The organism is Microbacterium sp. TPU 3598, from assembly GCF_002356155.1.
In the GTDB taxonomy this organism is placed as follows: domain Bacteria; phylum Actinomycetota; class Actinomycetes; order Actinomycetales; family Microbacteriaceae; genus Microbacterium; species Microbacterium maritypicum_A.
Window position 1 is genome coordinate 3,768,391 of record NZ_AP017975.1, and the last position, 18,880, is coordinate 3,787,270.

General features: G+C 65.7%; 19 protein-coding genes. 4 read left to right on the forward strand and 15 right to left on the reverse strand.

Annotation, left to right across the window (positions count from 1 at the left end; genetic code table 11):
• Nucleotides 1-3 precede the first annotated feature (3 nt).
• From MST3598_RS18010 to MST3598_RS18025, 4 genes are all read right to left on the reverse strand, one after another.
• Nucleotides 4-426, reverse strand: a complete 423-nt coding sequence (locus MST3598_RS18010) for a GNAT family acetyltransferase (RefSeq protein ID WP_029259454.1) — start codon at nt 424-426, stop codon at nt 4-6.
• Nucleotides 427-462: 36 nt separating this feature from the next.
• Entirely contained in the window at nt 463-1,113 is a 651-nt protein-coding gene (locus tag MST3598_RS18015; protein ID WP_029259455.1) for a dihydrofolate reductase family protein, read from the reverse strand.
• Nucleotides 1,114-1,212: 99 nt separating this feature from the next.
• On the reverse strand, nt 1,213-2,268 hold the full coding sequence (locus MST3598_RS18020) for an LLM class flavin-dependent oxidoreductase (RefSeq protein WP_029259456.1): 1,056 nt from the start codon (nt 2,266-2,268) through the stop codon (nt 1,213-1,215).
• A gap of 28 nt (nt 2,269-2,296) precedes the next feature.
• Complete coding sequence (locus MST3598_RS18025) at nt 2,297-3,805, reverse strand: DUF7059 domain-containing protein (RefSeq protein ID WP_172889168.1); 1,509 nt, start codon at nt 3,803-3,805, stop codon at nt 2,297-2,299.
• A gap of 135 nt (nt 3,806-3,940) precedes the next feature.
• Here MST3598_RS18025 and MST3598_RS18030 point away from each other — a divergent pair, with 135 nt between their 5' ends.
• The 4 genes from MST3598_RS18030 (at nt 3,941) to trxA (ending at nt 9,245) form a co-directional block, all read left to right on the forward strand.
• Nucleotides 3,941-6,148 (forward strand): DUF6049 family protein, encoded by a 2,208-nt coding sequence (locus MST3598_RS18030; RefSeq protein ID WP_269458661.1) that lies wholly within the window; start codon nt 3,941-3,943, stop codon nt 6,146-6,148.
• Nucleotides 6,141-7,757, forward strand: a complete 1,617-nt coding sequence (murJ, locus tag MST3598_RS18035; RefSeq protein ID WP_029259459.1) for a murein biosynthesis integral membrane protein MurJ — start codon at nt 6,141-6,143, stop codon at nt 7,755-7,757. Before MST3598_RS18030 ends, murJ begins: the two co-directional genes overlap by 8 nt.
• A gap of 119 nt (nt 7,758-7,876) precedes the next feature.
• Nucleotides 7,877-8,857 (forward strand): thioredoxin-disulfide reductase, encoded by a 981-nt coding sequence (gene trxB / locus MST3598_RS18040; RefSeq protein WP_021201396.1) that lies wholly within the window; start codon nt 7,877-7,879, stop codon nt 8,855-8,857.
• Nucleotides 8,858-8,921: 64 nt separating this feature from the next.
• Entirely contained in the window at nt 8,922-9,245 is a 324-nt protein-coding gene (gene trxA, locus MST3598_RS18045) for a thioredoxin (protein ID WP_021201395.1), read from the forward strand.
• 88 nt (nt 9,246-9,333) lie between these two features.
• On the opposite strand, the gene MST3598_RS18050 is transcribed toward trxA, so the two are convergent.
• The 11 genes from MST3598_RS18050 to rpmH form a co-directional block, all read right to left on the reverse strand.
• Entirely contained in the window at nt 9,334-9,864 is a 531-nt protein-coding gene (locus tag MST3598_RS18050; protein WP_051671077.1) for a GrpB family protein, read from the reverse strand.
• Between the two features lies 1 nt (nt 9,865).
• A complete protein-coding gene (locus tag MST3598_RS18055) occupies nt 9,866-10,201 on the reverse strand; it encodes a hypothetical protein (protein WP_021201393.1) in 336 nt (111 codons plus the stop codon).
• A gap of 9 nt (nt 10,202-10,210) precedes the next feature.
• Nucleotides 10,211-11,659, reverse strand: coding sequence for a sugar porter family MFS transporter (locus MST3598_RS18060; protein WP_197024849.1), 1,449 nt, complete (start codon nt 11,657-11,659; stop codon nt 10,211-10,213).
• A gap of 60 nt (nt 11,660-11,719) precedes the next feature.
• A complete protein-coding gene (locus MST3598_RS18065) occupies nt 11,720-12,691 on the reverse strand; it encodes a ParB/RepB/Spo0J family partition protein (protein WP_021201391.1) in 972 nt (323 codons plus the stop codon).
• On the reverse strand, nt 12,691-13,566 hold the full coding sequence (locus MST3598_RS18070) for a ParA family protein (protein WP_231924898.1): 876 nt from the start codon (nt 13,564-13,566) through the stop codon (nt 12,691-12,693). Before MST3598_RS18070 ends, MST3598_RS18065 begins: the two co-directional genes overlap by 1 nt.
• Before the next feature lie 1,930 nt (nt 13,567-15,496).
• Entirely contained in the window at nt 15,497-16,120 is a 624-nt protein-coding gene (rsmG, locus tag MST3598_RS18075; protein ID WP_029259462.1) for a 16S rRNA (guanine(527)-N(7))-methyltransferase RsmG, read from the reverse strand.
• A 34-nt stretch (nt 16,121-16,154) separates the two neighbouring features.
• Entirely contained in the window at nt 16,155-16,646 is a 492-nt protein-coding gene (locus tag MST3598_RS18080; protein WP_021201388.1) for a Jag family protein, read from the reverse strand.
• Nucleotides 16,643-17,713 carry a membrane protein insertase YidC gene (gene yidC, locus MST3598_RS18085; RefSeq protein WP_021201387.1) on the reverse strand — a complete coding sequence of 357 codons (1,071 nt, stop codon included), beginning with the start codon at nt 17,711-17,713 and terminating at the stop codon, nt 16,643-16,645. The genes MST3598_RS18080 and yidC overlap by 4 nt, the downstream gene beginning before the upstream one ends.
• A 3-nt stretch (nt 17,714-17,716) precedes the next feature.
• Nucleotides 17,717-18,067, reverse strand: coding sequence for a membrane protein insertion efficiency factor YidD (gene yidD / locus MST3598_RS18090; protein WP_029259463.1), 351 nt, complete (start codon nt 18,065-18,067; stop codon nt 17,717-17,719).
• Nucleotides 18,064-18,420 (reverse strand): ribonuclease P protein component, encoded by a 357-nt coding sequence (gene rnpA, locus MST3598_RS18095; RefSeq protein ID WP_021201385.1) that lies wholly within the window; start codon nt 18,418-18,420, stop codon nt 18,064-18,066. Before rnpA ends, yidD begins: the two co-directional genes overlap by 4 nt.
• A gap of 6 nt (nt 18,421-18,426) precedes the next feature.
• Nucleotides 18,427-18,564, reverse strand: a complete 138-nt coding sequence (gene rpmH / locus MST3598_RS18100; RefSeq protein WP_013584598.1) for a 50S ribosomal protein L34 — start codon at nt 18,562-18,564, stop codon at nt 18,427-18,429.
• Between the last annotated feature and the right edge of the window lie 316 nt (nt 18,565-18,880).

The window sequence follows — 18,880 nt, forward strand, 5'->3', positions numbered from 1 at the left end:
CGACTACACGTCGGCGATGAGCCTCTTGCCCAGGTCGACCGTGTCGTCGATCTCGTAGCCGAGGCGTCGGTAGAACTCGACGACCTGGGCGTTCCCCGTCCGCACCTGCAGGTTCACCTTGGGGCAGCCCAGATCGCGCAGACCGGCCTCGACGTGGGCGACGAGTGCCCTGCCCACCCCGAGCCCTCGTGCATCGAGATTCGTGGCGAGATAGTTCATCCACCCGCGATGTCCGTCGTAGCCGGCCATGACCGAACCGAGGATCCGCCCTGTCTCGTCCTCCGCCACCACGAAGAGATGCGGCTGCACTGTCGCCTTGCGGGCTATGTCCTGAAGCGGGTCGTTCCACGGTCTCGTGAGACCTGCGGTCTCCCACAGGGCCACGACGGCATCGGTGTCTTCGGGCTGGAACGGTCGGATGCGCACCGGTCCAGCTTTCCAGATCGACCCCGCCCGCCCGGGTCAGCCCTCGCGGGAGAACGTGATGTGCGTGACACCGGACTCGGCGACCTCCGAGGTCACGCGGTAGCCCGACTCGAACCCGCGCAGGTCGTCCCACAGGCGGATCCCGCTGCCGATCAGGATCGGCGTGATCCCCACATGCAGGTCGTCGACGAGTCCGGCGCGAAGGTACTCGCGCACGGTCGTCGCCCCGCCTCCGACGCGCACGTCGCGTCCATCCGCAGCGGCGACCGCCTTCCGGAGCGCCTCCTCGGGCTCGGCAGACAGGAAGTGGAAGCTCGTGCCGTTGGCGAACTCGATCGACGGACGCGGGGTGTGCGTGAGCACGAACACCGGAGCCTGGAACGGCGGCTCCTCTCCCCACCATCCGCGCCAGTCGGGGTCGTCCTGGTTCGCGTGGAGCCCGAACATCCCGGCCCCCATGATCTCGGCGCCGATGTTCTCGAAGTAGTGCGAGGCGTACTTCTCGTCCACGCCGGTGGTGCCCGCCCCGCTGGTGTCATGGAAGACGCGTTCGTGGAACGTGCGGGTTGCCGTATATGCCGCCGTCAACCGCCCCCAGTCCTCGCCGAACGGGTTCTCGGGAGTCTGATCCGTCGTCGTGGCGAAGCCGTCGAGCGAGATGTTGAGATCGACGCGAACACGGGTCATGACTGCCTCCGGAACTGCACGGGGTGACGACGCGTCCATCGACGCGCCGTCACCCAGCGTCAGCGTTCAGCGACGCCTTGTCAAGGACGAGGGTCTTGATCAGATGGCGTCGCCTTGGACAGGCCCTTCCGTGTTCGGCTTCCATCCGAGTGCGGGTGCCACATGTTTCGCGAACGACTCCAGCACATGCAGGTTGTACTCCGGTCCGAGCTGGTTCGGGATCGTCAGCATCAGGGTGTCAGCGGCCATCACCGCCTCGTCCTGCTTCAGCTGTTCGATCAGCACGTCGGGCTCCGCCGCATAGGTCTTGCCGAACGTGGAACGGAAGCCGTCGATGATGCCGATCTGGTCGGCGTTCTCCTCGCTCCGAAGGCCGAAGTAGGCCCGGTCCATGTCGGACACCAGCGGGAACACGCTGCGACTGACCGAGACGCGCGGTGTGCCGGTGTGACCGGCCTCCTTGTACGCCGAGCGGAAGAGGTCGATCTGCTCACGCTGCAACTCGTGGAACGGCTGCCCTGTGGCCTCGGTGACGAGCGTCGAGCTCATCATGTTCAGGCCCTTGCGACCCGTCTCGATCGCGGTGGGACGCGAACCCGATCCCCACCAGACGTGATCGCGAAGCGTCGGCGACTGCGGCTCGATCGCGAGGTAGCGTCCGGCGCCCACCATGCGGGGATCACCGGGGGCGATTCCCTCGCCGTCGATCGCGCGCAGGAACAGGTCGAACTTCTCCCGGGCGATGACGCTCCCGCGCTCGGTGTCCTCCTCATCGACGTAGCCGAAGGTCTCATAGCCGCGCAGAGCCGTCTCGGGTGAACCGCGGCTCACCCCGAGCGCGATGCGTCCGTCGGAGATCAGATCCAGCGCCGCCGCTTCTTCCGCGAACTGGAACGGGTTCTCGTAGCGCATGTCGATCACCCCGGTGCCGACCTCGATGCGCTTCGTGCGCGCGGCCATGGCCGTCAACAGGGGCATCGGCGAAGCCGCCTGACGCGCCCAGTGGTGCACACGAACGTATGCGCCGTTCACACCGATCTCGTCTGCGCCCTCGGCGATCGCGATGGTCTGCTTCAGCATGTCCCCCGCGGTGCGGGTCGCTGAGCCGGGCACATCCGCATAGTGCCCGAAGGAGAGGAATCCGAAAGCCTTCATGATCTATTCCAACGCATGGAAACGCCGTCTATTCCCCCGGTACCAGGATGCCGTCGAGCACGAGTGACCGGATGCGGGGCTCGATCTCGGCCCACAGATCCGGGAGCGGAACCTCGAAGAGGTCGGCCAGCGCCGAGACGATCTGCACCACGGTGAGCTCGCCGTCGCACGCGCCCACGAACCCGGCGAGCGCGGGATCCACGTTCACCGTCCGGGCGAAGCCGCCGCCCTGTCGCAGCTCGATGACGCTCGGGTCGTCGTTGCCCGGAAGCAGGTGCCGGGCCTCGGTGACATCGGGTGCCGTCACCAGCGTTGCAGGAAGCCCGTCGGCGAGGGCGTCGTGCGCGGCCAGCCCGGTACCGAGAGCGGCGCCGACGTTGGAGACCGGCTGGGCGATGCGCTCCGTACGGCGAAGCGGAGGCGTCGAGCCTCGCCGCATCAGTACGTACCCGAATCCGACCGACGTCACGCCTCGCGCGGCGAAGTCGTCGAGCCAGGCGGTCAGCAGCGGGGTGAACGCAGGGTCGCGGGGTGTGGTGCCGCCGTCACGGATCCACAACTCCGCGTAGCCGAGCGGCGACAGCTCCTCGCGTTCGATCACCCAGAGGTCGATGTCGCTCGGCACCCACGCGTCGAGACGTGCGAGACCCGTGATCCCGGCCCGCGACTCCCAATTGCCGAGCAGCTGGGCGATGCCGTGCTGCGTCAGATACGCGGGTGCGCTCCGCACGAACTGCTCGACGAGCGCGTCTCCCACCAGTCCGCCGTCGCGGTATTCGTATGCCGGGACGCCGTCCATCCGGGGGGTGATGACGAACGGCGGGTTGGAGACGATCAGGTCGAAGGCCTCGCCCGCGACGGGCTCGAACATGCTGCCGTGTCGGAACTCGATGTTGGCCACGCCGTTGAGGCGGGCGTTGAGTTCCGCGAAGGCCAGGGCGCGCTCCGAGATGTCGGTCGCGATCACGGTGCCGGCCCGACGGGCGACGAGGAGCGCCTGGATCCCGCACCCGGTCCCCAGATCGAGCGCGCGATCGACCTGGATGGGAACGATCGTCTCGGCGAGAGTGCGCGACGCCCCGCCGACCCCGAGCACGTGGTCGAGAGGAAGAGGGCCGTCGAGCGCGACCTCATCGAGGTCGCTGGCGATCCACCACTCCCCGACGCCGTCGGCGTCTACGAACGACTGTGGACGCAGCAGGACGGTCGGGGTCACGGTATCGGCATCGGCTTTCGCGAGTGCGAGCGCCACGAGCCCGTCCACGCCGAGCTGCGGCAATGCGGTGGCGACCGCCACCCGCGGCTGCGGCATGCCGAGCACCAGGAGGCGTCCCAGGGTCGCCAGCACGCCCCCGTCACCGGCGATCGCGCGCAGGATAGGCTCTCTCATCCCGCGGGCGAGGGCATCGTCGGCCTCCTCGCCCCACAGTCGGCGAAGGGGCGCGGAACGCAGGTCGGCGGCGTCGAGATCAGAAGCGAGTGCGGCGACGAGAAGCGGGTCGGTGTGGGGTGCGGGGGTGTCGGACACGGCCGTCACTCTACGCGTCTTCAGGGTTCTCCTTCCCCAGGCCTCCTAGAATCAGGGGGTCAGTACTCACGATCAGCCCTTTTCCGGGCGTTCGAGGAAGACCTTCATGACCGCGATCACCCCGAGCACGGCTTCCGTGCGCGCCTGCGAAGGCTCGCAGGCGGGACCGCTGTACTCGCGATCGCTTTGGGCGCCTACACGGTCGCCCTCCCGAGCACCGCCATCGCCGCCGGCGGATCCTCCTCAGACGACGAGCAGAGCATCGGGTTCCACGTCTCCGCGGGTCTGCGGGGGCTCGTCGCCCCCGGTTCCGCGACCACGGCGATGGTTACGCTGCAGAACGACACGGATTCGAAGCTCTCCGGCGGTCAGGTGCAGGTGGAGCTCAGCAAGACTCCCCTGACGGATGAGGCTTCGGTCACGAGCTGGCTCGACGAGGGTAAGGCTCCTGGCGACTTCGCGACGATCGGTTCCGAGACGACGGCGCCACTCGAGGCCGACACGTCGGCCACGGCGACGGTCTTCGTGCCCGCCGACACCCTCTCCGATCTCACCCCTGGTGTGTACCCGCTGCGCGCAGAGCTCACCGGCGCGAAGACGGCGAGCGCCACCGACGATCGCGCGACAGCCGTCGCGGCCACCGCCACGAGCGTGCTGGTCGTGGCGGACTCCCAGACGACGCAGGTCGGTGTCCTGGTCCCGGTCACCGCGACGCCGGAGGGTGGGGCGCTGCTCAGTTCCGACGAACTCGCCGCGCTCACCGCGCCGGACGGTGCTCTCACCGCTCAGCTCGACGGTGTCGCGGGAACCACCGCGGTGCTCGCGATCGACCCGTCGATCCTCACGGCCATCCGCGTGCTCGGCTCCTCAGCGCCGCGGTCGGCCCAGGACTGGCTCACCCGTCTCGAAGCTCTGCCCAACGCACGGTTCGCGCTGCAGTTCGGTGATGCGGATGCCACCGCTCAGGCACAGGCGGGGCTGCCCGCACTCCTGCAGCCGACGACTCTGGCTCCGTTCCTCGATCCCGCGAACTTCCCGCAGGCACCTGCCAGCGTCTCCCCGACGGACGGACCGAGCGCGTCACCGGGTCCGTCCCCCAGCCCGACCAACACGCCGCAGCTGCCCGACGACCAGGAGCTCACGGCCGTCGAGGGCGCCCTTCCTCGAATCCTGTGGCCGGACGACGACCTCGGACCCGACGACCTCTCCTCGTTCACGCGCTACCTCGGCGAGGGCACGACCACGGTCGTCTCCTCGGCAGCGCTCGGCGGACAGAGTGCGGCGCACGCCACGCTCGGCGGAAACGACCTCCTGGTCACAGACACGGGCCTGTCCGAGTCCTTGTCCGACGTCGCGGCCGAAGCGGACCCGCTCGATCGCCAGCGCCTCCTCGCCGAGGCCGCTGCTCTGCTCCTGCTCGCCGAGGATCGCGTCGCCGGTGCCCCCCTGCTCGTCGGACTCGACCGCGACGAGAATCGCGACGCCGACGCGTTGCGCGACGCGATCTCGGCCGCCGATTCGATCGGATTCGAGCTGTCCGCGCTCCGCGCGACACCGCCGGTTCCGGCCGCCCTCACCTCCCAGGCCGATCCCGCTCGCGCCACCGCGGTCAACGAGCTCCTCGCCGATGAGGGCACTCTCACCGCCTTCTCCTCGATCCTCACCGACCCCCAAGTGCTGCTGAGCCCCGAGCGCATCAGGATCCTCCGCACGCTGGCCGTCGGATCGTCGGCGAAGTCCTTCGCCGACGGTGTCGAGAAGCACCGGAAGCGCACCACGGAGACGCTCGCGGCCGTGAGCATCCCGCCGTCCAGCACCATCCAGCTGCTCACGGCCAACGCCGACCTGCCGATCGCCGTGCGCAACGACCTTCCGTGGCCGGTGACGGTGCAGCTGTTCGTCTCACCGACCGACCCGCGCCTCGAAGTCACCCCGATGACCGAGACCGTCGTCGAGGCGAACTCGACGAAGCGCGTCAAGGTCCCGGTATCGGCACGCGTCGGCAGCGGTGAGGTCGACCTGCGGCTCAGCCTCTACAGCCCCACCGGCGTGCAGATCCAGGGTCAGCAGGAGATCCGAGTCGCCGTTCGCGCCGAGTGGGAGACCATCGGTCTGGTCATCTTCGGAGGTCTCGCCGTCCTCCTGATCACCCTCGGTGTGATCCGGACGGTCCGCCGCAAGCGCCACGAGGCTGCTGAGGAGGCCGAGGCGGAGGCCGAGCTCGAGAAACTCGACGAGGTGGCCGCGGAGGCGGAGGTGTCCACGGAAGACGAGGTGGTCGTGGAAGCCGAATCCGATGCTCCTGCGCCGACGACTGGAGACAAGACCGGCGACGGGAGACAGATTGAGTAGTCTCGGCCGCGCGAGCGCCATCATCGGCGCCGGCACCCTCGTCTCTCGACTGACCGGCCTGCTCCGCAGCATCGTGCTCGTCGGCGTCCTCGGCTCGGTCGCATCCCAAGCAGCAGACGCGTTCACCTATGCGAACCAGTTGCCGAACAGCGTCTTCTCCCTCATCTCGGTCGGAATCCTCACCGCCGTCATCGTCCCGCAGATCGTGAAGGCGACAGCGGATGCCGACGGCGGCAACGCGTTCATCTCGAAGCTCTTCACCCTCGGCACCGTGGTGCTCGTGGTGGTGACGGGGATCGCGACCGCCGCGGCACCCTGGCTCGTCCACCTGGTCGCCGGCAAGGCGAACGAGGCCACTCTCGCGCTCGCGACGGCACTCGCATACTGGTGTCTTCCCCAGATCCTCCTCTACGGCCTCTACGCGATGCTCGGCGAGGCTCTCAACGCGCGGAAGATCTTCGGTCCGTTCACCTGGGCGCCCGTCGTCAACAACATCGTGTCGATCGCCGGTTTCCTCGCGCTCGGTGCCCTGTTCGGGCCGGTGTCCACGAAGGCCGCCGACTGGACGCCGCAGATGATCACGCTGCTGGGTGGCACGGCCACTCTCGGCATCGCACTCCAGGCCGTCGTCCTGCTTCTCTTCTGGCGCCGCACGGGGCTCGCATTGAAACCCGACTTCCGCTGGCGGGGAGTCGGACTCGGGAATGTCGGACGGCTGGCGGGCTGGACCTTCCTCATGGCGTTCGCGAGTCTCTCCGCCGGAGTCCTCCAGGGCTACATCGTCAGCGAGGTCGCCGGTTTCGGTGCTTCCGCCACCGTGACGGCGAATGCCTGGCTCATCTTCATGCTCCCGTACTCGGTGATCGTGCTCTCGATCGGCACTCCCTACTTCACCCAGATCAGCGGTCACGCCGCCGCCGGCCGCGACGATGAAGTCCGTGCCGACATCGCGCAGAGCATCCGCACACTGCTCTTCTTCATCGTCGCGGCAACAGCAGCCGTCGCGGCCGCAGCCATCCCTGCTTCTCGGGTGTTCACCGCCTCTGCCGACGACGCCCAGGCAGCCGCCCTGGTGCTGCTCGCCTATCTCGTCGGGCTCATCCCGCTCACGGTCCTGTTCATCGTGCAGCGCACGTTCTACGCGTACGACGACACGCGCACCCCGTTCTGGTTCACGATCTTCCAGTGCGTGCTCATCGTGGTGACGGCGCTCATCGCGTTGGGCATGCGCGAAGCGGGAATCATCCCCCTCACGTCCCTCGCCGCGGCGGTCGCGCTCGGTCAGTCCATCGCGAGCATCCTGCAGACGATCGTCGCCACGTGGCTGCTGCATCGCAAGATCGGCGGCCTGCAGATCCGTTCCTGGATGTCCGCCATCGTTCGCTTCGCGATCGCCGGCGTCCCCGCGGGTCTCGCTGGCTGGGGAGCGTTCGCCCTGCTGGGAGGAACCGCAGGCTGGACGATGGATGACAAGATCCAGGGCGCCCTCGGCACCGCGATCATCGGGCTCGTCGTGGTGATCGTCTACATCGCGATTCTCGCTCTCCTGCGTGCCCCTGAGCTCAAGGCCGGCAGCGCCCTCATCCGTCGCTTCCTGCCCGGTCGCTGATCCCACCCCAAAGGCTTCTCCCAGCGCAGCGGCGCAGACTGTGCGGGGAATGCCTCGCGGTTACCATGGGTTGAAGCATTCGAAGGTCATTCGACTGCAGTTTCTAAGACGGAGAGCACATGCGTCAGGTCATCATCATCGGCTCCGGCCCCGCCGGATTCACGGCTGCCATCTACGCGGCCAGGGCGAACCTCAAGCCGCTGCTCATCGCGAGCTCCGTCGAGGTCGGCGGCGAGCTGATGAACACCACCGAGGTCGAGAACTACCCGGGCTTCCCCGAAGGCATCCAGGGCCCCGAACTCATGGCCAAGTTCCAGGAGCAGGCGGAGAAGTTCGGCACCGAGGTCGTCTACGACGACGTCACCGAGCTGCAGCTCGACGGTCCCGTCAAGAAGGTCATCCTCGGCAGCGGTGCGGAGCACGAGACGCAGTCCCTGATCTACGCGACCGGTTCCGCCTACCGCAAGCTCGGCATCGAAGGTGAAGAGCGCCTCTCGGGCTACGGCGTCTCCTGGTGTGCCACGTGCGACGGGTTCTTCTTCCGCGAGAAGACGATCGCGGTCGTCGGAGGCGGCGATTCCGCGATGGAAGAGGCCACGTTCCTCACCCGCTTCGCCGACAAGGTCTACGTCATCCACCGCAAGGACACCCTGCGAGCGTCGAAGATCATGCAGGAGCGCGCCTTCGCGAACGAGAAGATCGAGTTCGTGTGGAACAGTGAGGTCGCCGAAGTGCTCGGTGGCGACTCCGTGACCGGCGTGCAGCTGCGCTCGACCGTCGACGGCACCCTCAGCGACCTCCCGCTCGACGGACTCTTCATCGCCATCGGCAACGACCCGCGCACGCACCTCGTGCACGACAAGCTCGAGCTGACGTCGGAGGGCACCATCTGGGTCGACGGCCGTTCGTCGAAGACCTCGGTTCCCGGAGTCTTCGCTGCCGGCGACGTCATCGACCCCACCTATCGTCAGGCCATCACGGCTGCCGGCACGGGGACGGTCGCCGCTCTCGACGCGGAGCACTTCCTCGCAGACTTCGAAGACGCCTCCGTCGAGGTCCCGGCGGCCGAGGCCGCTGAGATCCTCACCGCCTCGGCATAGCCCGGGAACACTTTCCCCTCGTCGGCTGTTGTAGCAGACGAACCTCGAATCAAGGAGAACTCTGATGAGTGCAAAGGCTACGAGCCAGGCGACCTGGGAGCAGGACGTTCTGCAGGCCGACGGTCCGGTGCTGGTGGACTTCTGGGCTGAGTGGTGCGGTCCGTGTCGTATGGTCGCGCCGGTTCTGGACGAGATCCAGGCCGACAACCCCGACAAGATCACCATCCTCAAGCTCAACGTCGACGAGAACCCCGAGCTGGCGATGAAGTATCAGATCACGTCGATCCCGGCGATGAAGGTCTTCCACGGTGGTGAGGTCAAGACGACCATCATCGGCGCCAAGCCCAAGTTCGCGCTCGAGAAGGACCTTGCCGCATTCATCGGCTGATCCTCTGACAAGAAGGGGCCGTACCTCCCGGGGAGGTACGGCCCCTTCTTCGTCTCCGCGTCGCATCGCGGAGACGACGCCGTTCGTCTCAGTGCTTGTCGTGCACCGAGACGGACGGCAGTCCGCGCGCGGCGCGAGCCCGATCGAGGATGTTCTGGATCACGGCCGTCTTCCCGTCGTTGTACGAGCCCTCTCCCCGAAGGGCGGTGCCCACGGCGGCATGCTTCGCACGTGCGTAGAGCTCGACGTCGTCCGGATGCTGCAACAGCCAGTCCCGAAGTATCCGCTGGTTCACATCAGCCCACTCGTCCGCGCCGAAGAAGTGGGCAATTCGCGTGCGGACGCCGTCCTGCTCGAAGATCATCACCCGGTGGCTGCGCACTCCGCTCCCGAGCCTCCACCCCACGGCTTCGAGACCGGCTCGGTGCCGCCCGAAGTCATCCTCGTCTGCGATTCGCACGGCGAGGTCGATGATCGGTTTGGCATCCATGCCCGGGATGGCGGTGGATCCGATGTGCTCGACGAGCCAGTGCGGATTCCCGCACTCCCTCAGCTCCACCGCGATGTTCTCGAAGACCGCTGCCCAGCTCGGATCGTGGGGAACGAGAACCACGCCCACCTCAGGAGGCGTCGGCGACGGTCGGATCCCAGCGGCGGTGCCGCTGCTTCTCGTCCAGCAGGCCCCAGACGGCCGATGTCAGCTCCGGGTACTCCAGGGCGATCTGCCGGAGCACGCGATAGTGTCGGGCCGCATTGGGACGCACACCGTCGTTCGCATTGATGTTGTCCGCGCGCAACAGGTAGACGACGAGCTCATCGACGCTGGGGAGCTCTTCCATGAACTCCCAGGGATCCTCTCCCCCGAGAAGGCGCTCCTGGATGAGAACCGCGAGTTCGTCCGCCGCTTCGGCACGCAGCACTTCCAGGCTGGCGCGACGCTGTACGGACTCGGTCATACTTCCAGCCTACGTCGGCTGCGGGCCCCTCCGGCGCTCCACCTTCATGTTCTCGGTCATTTCTTCGAGCTCCCTGCCCTTGGTCTCCGGCACCTTGAAGAACACGAAGAAGAACGACAGGAGCGCGAAGAACGCGTAGAACCCGTAGGCGAACGTGAGGCCGATCTCAGCGAACGCCGGGAACGTCGTGGAGATGAAGAAGTTCGCGACCCACTGCGCTGCAGCCGCGACGGCGAGAGCACCGGCTCTGATCGAGTTCGGGAAGATCTCGCCCAGCAGGACCCACACCAACGGACCCCAGCTCGCGCCGAAGAACACGACGAAACCGTTCGCGCAGATCAGGGCGATGGTGGCCCACGGGTCGGGAAGCGTCGCCGTCCCCTGCGCGTCCAGCGTGCCGAACGAGAATGCCACCGCCATGAGGCCCAGCGTCACGGTCATCCCGACCGAACCCACCAGCAGCATGATCCGGCGACCGATCTTGTCCACCAGCAGAATCGCCACGATCGTGACGACGATGTTCGTGACCGAGGTGATGACGGAGGTGAGCAGGGCGCTGGATTCGTCGAAGCCCACCGACTGCCAGAGGGTCGTCGAGTAGTAGAAGATCACGTTGATGCCGACGAACTGCTGGAACACCGACAGCAGGATGCCGATCCAGACGATCGGCTTCAGGCCGAGACGGTTGCCGCGCAGGTCACGCAGCGACTCCGAGCGCTCCGTGTCGATGGTTCCGGTGATCTCGTCGATCTTCCCCTGCACATCGACGGTCCCGGTGACGGTCTCGAGAACGTCGGCAGCTCTCTTCAGCTCACCCTTGCGCACCAGATATCGCGGAGACTCCGGCAGCCGAAGCGACATGAGCCCGTAGACCAGGGCAGGGATCGCGGCCACCATGAACATCCAGCGCCACGCGGTGAGACCCCACAGCGGCTGGTCCGCGGCACCGGCGATACCGGCGAGCAGTGCGTCGGAGAGCAGTGCCGCGAAGATACCGGTGACGATGGCGAGCTGCTGCAGGGAGCCGAGGCGCCCGCGGATGGCAGCCGGCGATACCTCGGCGATGTAGGCCGGTGCGATCACCGAGGCAGCACCGACGCCGAGGCCCCCGATGACTCGCCAGATGATGAGATCGACGACGCTGAAGGCGAGACCGGAACCGATGGCGGAGATGAAGAACATCGCGGCGGCGACGACCATGACCGGGATGCGGCCGTATTTGTTGGAGACCGGACCCGCGAACCAGGCACCGACGGCGCAGCCGATGAGGGCCGAAGACACGGCGAAGCCCTTCAGGGCAGTCCCGAGATCGAACCCCGAGACGTCGCCCGCCAGCGCGTCGACGGCACCGTTGATCACGGCGGTGTCGAATCCGAAGAGGAAACCACCCAACGCGGCCGCGATACTGACGGCGATCACGCGGCGCTTGATGGCTGCTGGACCGGCTGTTCTCGACATGACATCCCCCTCGTCGTCACGATGACGCGAGTCTAGGCTAGCGCTGCTCCTGTCGGGAGATCACTTCGACGAGCCGTAGCCGCCCTCTCCCAGTTCTTCGAGAATGCGGTTGAGATCCTGGATCGAAGCGAAGTCGATCGTGACCTGGCCTTTTCGTGCACCTAGAGCGATCTTCACCCGGGTGTTCAACCGGTCACCGAGCTTGCCGGCGACCTCATCGAGGTACGCACGTCGTGCACCGGGAGTCGGCTTCACGGACTTGCCGGCGCTGGGCTGCGACTTGGCCGCTTCCTCCGTGGCGCGCACCGACAGGTCTTCGTTCACGACCTTGTCCGCGAGGCGCTGCATGGACTCGGGATTGTCGAGGCTGAGGATCGCGCGTGCGTGGCCCGCGGTCAGGACTCCCGCCGCCACCCGCTGCTGCACCGGCACCGGCAGTTTCAGCAGACGGATCGTGTTGCTGATCTGCGGACGAGAGCGTCCGATACGAGTGGCCAGCTCTTCCTGGGTGATACCGAAGTCTTCGAGCAGCTGCTGATAGGCCGAGGCCTCTTCCAGCGGGTTCAGCTCGGAGCGGTGAAGGTTCTCGAGTAGCGCGTCCCGCAGGAGATCTTCGTCGGCGGTGTCGCGGACGATCGCGGGGATGACGTCGAGACCTGCCTCGCGAGCGGCACGAGTGCGCCGCTCGCCCATGATGAGCTCGTACTGTCCCTCGGTGTTCTTGCGAACCACGACGGGCTGCAGCACACCGAACTCACGCACGCTGTGCACCAGTTCTGCTAGATCTTCGGGGTTGAAGTGTGTTCGAGGCTGGCGGGGGTTGGCGACGATCGTGTTCGGGTCGACCTGGATCAGGTGGATGCCGGGGACGATCTCGAGATCGGGTGCGTCGGCTTCCACCTCCGGCGCGGTCTCCGCGTTCGCCTGTCGCAGGCTCGCACCAGGGAAGAACACGTCGACGGGACGTTCCGACTGATCAGCTGTGGGGATGAGGGCGCCGATACCCCGACCCAGCCCAGTGCGCTTCGCCATCATTTCTCCTTGCTCTGCGTCGCTGTGCGCGACGCGATTTCAACAGCGGCCTCACGGTACGCGATCGCGCCGGCGGACTGACCGTCGTAAGCGATCACGGTCTGACCGAAGCTGGGGGCCTCCGATACCCGGACGGAACGCGGGATGACCGTCTCGAGTACCTGCTCCGGGAAGTGCGTACGCACCTCTTCGGCGACCTGCTGCGCCAGGCGCGTACGACCATCGAACATCGTGAGCAGGATCGTGGAGAGGTGAAGGACCGGATTCAGGTGCTTCTGGATCATCTGAATGCTCCCGAGCAGTTGACTCAATCCCTCGAGGGCGTAGTACTCGCACTGGATCGGGATGAAGACCTCGGTGGCGGCCGTGAAGGCGTTGATCGTGAGCAGCCCCAGCGAAGGCGGGCAGTCGATGATGACGAAATCCATAGGGTGGTCGGCCAGGTACGCCTCGAGCGCGCGACGCAGGCGATGCTCTCGGGCGACCTGTGCAACGAGTTCGATCTCTGCACCCGCGAGATGGATGGTGCTCGGCGCACAGAAGAGGTTCGAATCCTCGGGGCTCTCCTGCACGATGTCCGCCAGTGGGAGCTCATCGATCAGTACGTCGTAGACGCTGGGAATCTCAGCGCTGTGCGGCACACCCAAGGCCGTGGACGCATTGCCTTGGGGGTCGAGGTCGATGACCAGAACCTTCGCCCCCATTCCCGCCAGGGCGGAGGCGATGTTCACGGCGGTAGTGGTCTTACCCACACCGCCCTTCTGATTCGACACCGTCAGCACACGGGTTTCCCCGGTGAACTCCACGGTGGTGGCCTCGAGTGCGCGCCGACGCGCGGAGAGGTCAGCGAGTTCCCGCGCGAGCGGCGTATCCATCCCGAACGATCCGTTCGATGACGTCTTCTCGGACTGTTTCACGTGAAACATCCACTCCTTTCGGGGCCGCGTTCCACTCTAATCGCTGGGACTGACCTTCGATGACGGAGCGTACGCCGTGGGCCCTTCGAGGGTACGTTGCGGGAGGAAAGGGATCCGAGATCTCAGGAGGTCTGAGGGCCCCTTTTGGCGGTCGAGGCCGTTGTTTCACGTGAAACGGGGGCGTTCGCGAGGCGCGTGCACCCTGGGAGCCGCTTCCTCCCCGGCAGAACGACAGCGGGGCACAGCCTGGGTATGTCAGTTTTGGGGCGCCATGGACTTTCGTGCCGAGCCGCGTCTCCTGAAATGTGCTCCCTAGCCCGTGCACCCCAACCGAGGCGCACTCCCTGAACTACATTCCCTTGACCGCACCCCCTAGCCGCAATACCTGAGCCGCACTCTCCTAGCCGCGCTGACCGAGCTACGCGCCTGAACCGAAGGTTTACAAGGCCGTGCGCAGAGCGGCGTTCTTCCTCACATCAACTCGTCCGTACTGCGCTCACGGAGAAAGCCGCTTGCGCCGGAGCGCGGGACTCACGCACACCGCGCGAGCCCCGCTGCTGCCGATCAGCCTCGTAAGGACCTACCTCGAGATGACCGCCCGCGGCGCAACCACGGTACCTCGAGCCGTTTCACGTGAAACATGAGTGAAGAAGGGCTGCACGGACGAGATCGGACACCAATACCAGCGCAGTGATTCCTGGAGGAAGTGCATCCACATGTGACCATGCGCTGGGAGGACAACCACGCGAATCCCCGCGCCCCGGAGTGCGAAGCGGCGACCAGATCGCGCTCCGCCGCGAAGACCACTCTCCACAGGAAGTCCCAGTCTTGCGGCGAGTCGCAGATCTACAGGGAGTCCCCCTTCACAAGAGAGGCCGCAATCCGCAACATCGGCGATCGGTGGCCAAAAGGTCAGGCGCACATAGGTGAAACGCACATAAATGAGGCGCACATGGAAGAGATCGACCCTTGGAGGGATACGTCTCGCAAGCAAAGGACAGTGGCCACCGCCCTCCCCCACCCCACTATCCGCGCCTCTCCAGATCAATGTCGCTCGTGCGGTTCTCCACGGCAGAACCGTTTTCACGCGCGATAACCGACGAACAGGCGGGAACGTTTCACGTGAAACACCCTTCCAAAGCCATCGAGAACCGTGACCGTGGCAGATGGGCATCCACGAAGGTGGGGTCGACATAGTGCTCGCTCCGTCAAGGGGGACTCGGTGGAGCTTGAGCCGTCGATCTCGCGCCTGGACGCGACGTCAGCGTTTCACGTGAAACCAGGCAGCAAGCGTGTTCGGCATCACCCGGTCCCCGCCGGCAGCAAGCCTGCGCACCATGCTTCTTGGTGCGCATCTGCCACGCCCACGCCCACGCCCACAAGCCACACCCACAAGCCATCACGCTGACAGCCCGTGACAACTCCAGCGACGACAATCCGCGATGGCTATTCCCCACAACGTCGTCATTGCGCCCAGTCGAGCACCCAGAGACACAGGACCACTACGAGAGGCTGCGCCACGAGGTGCGTCTATCCACCGTGTTTCACGTGAAACGTCTCCTCTAGTCTGCTCGACGAACAAGTGCGCCGCGCAATGGGCGGCACTTCAGCGATCTCCGCGTCGAGCGGCGCCCAAGCGCCGCTTTCCCCCGACAGACATAGCAAGGACAGAGCACCGGCGTGCTTGGCCCGCTCCCACCAGGATCCTCCGTCGGGAGCCCACGCATCCCCGGGTCGTCTGGACTCTACGGAAGACAGGCGCCCGACAATTCATCACGTCCAAAGCCGACATCACTCCGGCGCGAGGCAAACTGGCCCCGACAGCACTACACAGAAAAGCGGGGTGTTTCACGTGAAACACCCCGCCTATCTGTGGAACTGGACGGCCCTAGCGAACGCGCGCGCGAACAACCCGGGTGGTCTCGGGGAGGATACCCTCCCCCAAGACCTCGACCCTCACATCCGTCAGACGGAACTTCTTGATCTGCTTCTGGGCCGCCTCGATCTCATTCGGTGCGTTCATCCCCTTGAGGAGAGCGAGTTCGCCGCCATCTCGAACCAGCGGAGCAGTCAACGGAACCAGGGTGCGCAGTGCGCTGACGGCGCGAGCAGTCACGACATCAAAGCCTTCCGCAGGACGTACATCCTCCGCACGCGATCGAAGAACGGTCACGTTCGAGAGCTCCAGTCCATCGACCTGCTCGTTGAGCCAGGTGACGCGTCGCTCCATCGGTTCAACAAGAGTCCACTGCACGTCCGGGCGGGCGATCGCGAGAACCAGGCCAGGAAGTCCGGCACCCGAGCCGATATCAGCGACGGAACCGTGGAAGAGGGGAGCAGCGATCACGCTGTTGAGGATGTGACGCGTCCATAGCCGTGGGAGCTCGAGTGGACCGATGAGGCCCCGCTCTTCCCCCTCGCGAGCGAGAGCTGAGGTGAACGAACGTGCCACATCGATGCGGTCTCCGAAGAGATCGGAAGCGACCGAGGGTTCCTGCTCCAGCTCACTCATTGCCTGCCCCCGAAACGATGTTTCACGTGAAACATCAACGACGGCGAAGAACCGTGTGGCGGTCGGCGCCCTCACCGTAGGACTCGGAGACCAGACCCCGTTCGGCAGCAATGTCGTGCACCAGCTTGCGCTCGTAACTCGACATCGAAGGCAGGGATGCCTGGGACGAGCCCTCGTCGAGCTTCGCGGCGGCGGCATCGACCAACGTCTCCAACTGACGGCGACGGGTGTCGCGGGAGCCGGCGATGTCGAGGATCAGTCGAGAGAACGACCCGGTCTTGCTCTGCACCGCGAGACGCGTCAGTTCCTGCAGCGCCTGCACCGTATCCGGGGCGGAGAGCAACGCCAATGCATCTCCCTCGGCCTCGACCGAGACATAAGCGCGGCCCTGACGAACGTCGAGGTTCAAGTCGCCATCGATGTCCGCGATGTCGAGGAGTTCCTCGAGATAGTCCGCGGCGACGTCGCCTTCGTTCTCGAGCTGAGCCACGGTGGGCTCGGTGCTGTCGGTCATCGTCTCGCTCATGAACCGCTCCCCTTCTTCTTCGCGCGCTTCTTGCCGACCGGCTGCTGACGCTTCGGTGCTTCCGCCTTGGCCTTCTCGGCCTCTTCGAGCAGACGCTGCTGCTCCGCCTCATAAGCGGCCATCGGGACGACCTTGCCCGAGGAATCGATGGCCTTGCCCTTGCGGGCGAGACGCTCCTCGCGAGCCTTGGCGGCTTCTGAACCGGGTGTCGGCATCTCGCGGATGACGAGGAACTGCTGGCCCATGGTCCAGAGGTTAGAGATGAACCAGTACACGACGACGCCCAGCGGGAAGAAGACACCGGAGAAGATGAAGCCCAGCGGCAGCACGTAGAGCATGATCTTCTGCATCTGGTACGCCTGGCCGGTCTTGGCCTCGGGCGACAGGTTCTTCGAGATGATCTGCAGCTGTGTGAAGAACTGCGAAGCGATCATGAGGACGACGAGCGTGACCAGGATGACGATCGCCGTGGTGTTCTTCGCATCGATCGCATTGCCGAGGTTCTCGTGCAGCGAGGCGACGCCGAACAGCTTGGCGTCGTAGAACTCCTTCGTCAGCTCCGGGCTCAGGAGCCCGACGCCACCACCACCTGCCTTCGCATGCTTGCTCACATCGCTCAGCACGCTGTACAGCGAGAAGAAGATCGGCATCTGCACCAGCAGAGGCAGACAACTCGACATCGGTGTCGTACCGTGCTTCTTGTACAGCGCCATGGTCTCGCGGCTCATGGCCTCGCGAGAGAGCTGATCCTTCTTGCCGCGGTACTTCTCCTGAACTTTTCGCAGTTCAGGAGCAATTTCCATCATCTTTCGCTGACTCTTGATCTGCTTCACGAAAAGCGGGATCAGAGCGGCACGGACCACGACGACGAGTCCGACGATCGACAGCACCCAGGTGATGCCGGATGCCGCAGGAAGCCCGACGGCGGTGAACAGCCAGTGCCAGGCGACGAGGATGAGCTCGACGACCCACTTGAGCGGCCACAGGATGGTGCCGATCAGATCGAACCCACCTGCCGCGGGTTCGGGGCTGGGAGTCGCACTGGCGAGCAGAAGGTCAAGACCCACCGATCAGTCCTTTCGGGAAGGGACGACGAAACCGTGTGCAGTCAGGTCGTAACGGAAGTGGTCGTGCGGACGGACATCATCGACGCCGCCGGTAGTCCAGGGGTTGCAGCGGAGGATGCGCCATGCCGAGAGCGCTGCCCCCTTCACTGCACCGTGCTGCTGCACCGCACCTACAGCGTAGGCGGAACAGCTGGGATAGTACGCACAGACATCTCCGTACATCGGGGAGATGACCTTGCGATACGCGGTGAGGAATCCCAGCACGAGATTGCGCGGGATCACCGGGATGCTGCGGATCAGGTCCTGCGCGTGCAACTGCGCGGTCCCGACAGACGAGGCTGGAAGCGCGGTCATGCCGACACCGCGGCAGGAGCCGGCGTCAGTCTGCCCAAGCAGCGTTCGACATCGGCTCGAAGCTCCGCGAAGGAGGCCGTGGCAGACGCAGGAAGGGCACGGATGACGACATCCGTGCCCTCGGGAACACCCGGGAGCGCCTCCGCGCACACGGCTTTGAGCCGACGACGCACGGTGTTGCGCACCACAGCGGTGCCTACCTGCTTGCTGATGATGAATCCGAACCTTGCGGCTCTGCTCTCGCCCGTCGTCAGCATCGAGGTGATGACGCGCGCCCCGCCACAACGGGAACCGCGACGAACGACCAGACGATAGTCGCTCCCGCGGGTCAGCCGATACGGGCGGGCGAGCACAGCGGACTACGCAGAGAGCTCGGTGCGGCCCTTCGCACGGCGTGCAGCGAGGATGCCGCGGCCTGCACGCGTACGCATGCGGGCACGGAAGCCGTGCTTCTTGGCGCGACGACGGTTGTTGGGCTGGAAGGTGCGCTTGCTCATGGAATCACTCCGGGAATGCTGCCACCGGGTTCACTTCGACCGGAGACATGGGGTACTGCCAAAAATGGCATAAGTCAACCAAGTAAGGGTACGTCTTACCGGCGCGCAGAGCAAATCTGCGCGCTCCTCTGGTGGTCTTCCGGTACGAACCGCACAGCCATTATCCACAACCCCGGGTCGGCCGGCAGCTGCAACACGCACGCGTGTTTTCAAGGGCAGGTTGCCGTTCACAGCCGGGATGACTACCGTGGCATCCTAAGTTATCCACAGGGGACACGGCACGTCGACCCCGCCTCGATCACTCGTCCGGAGCGTC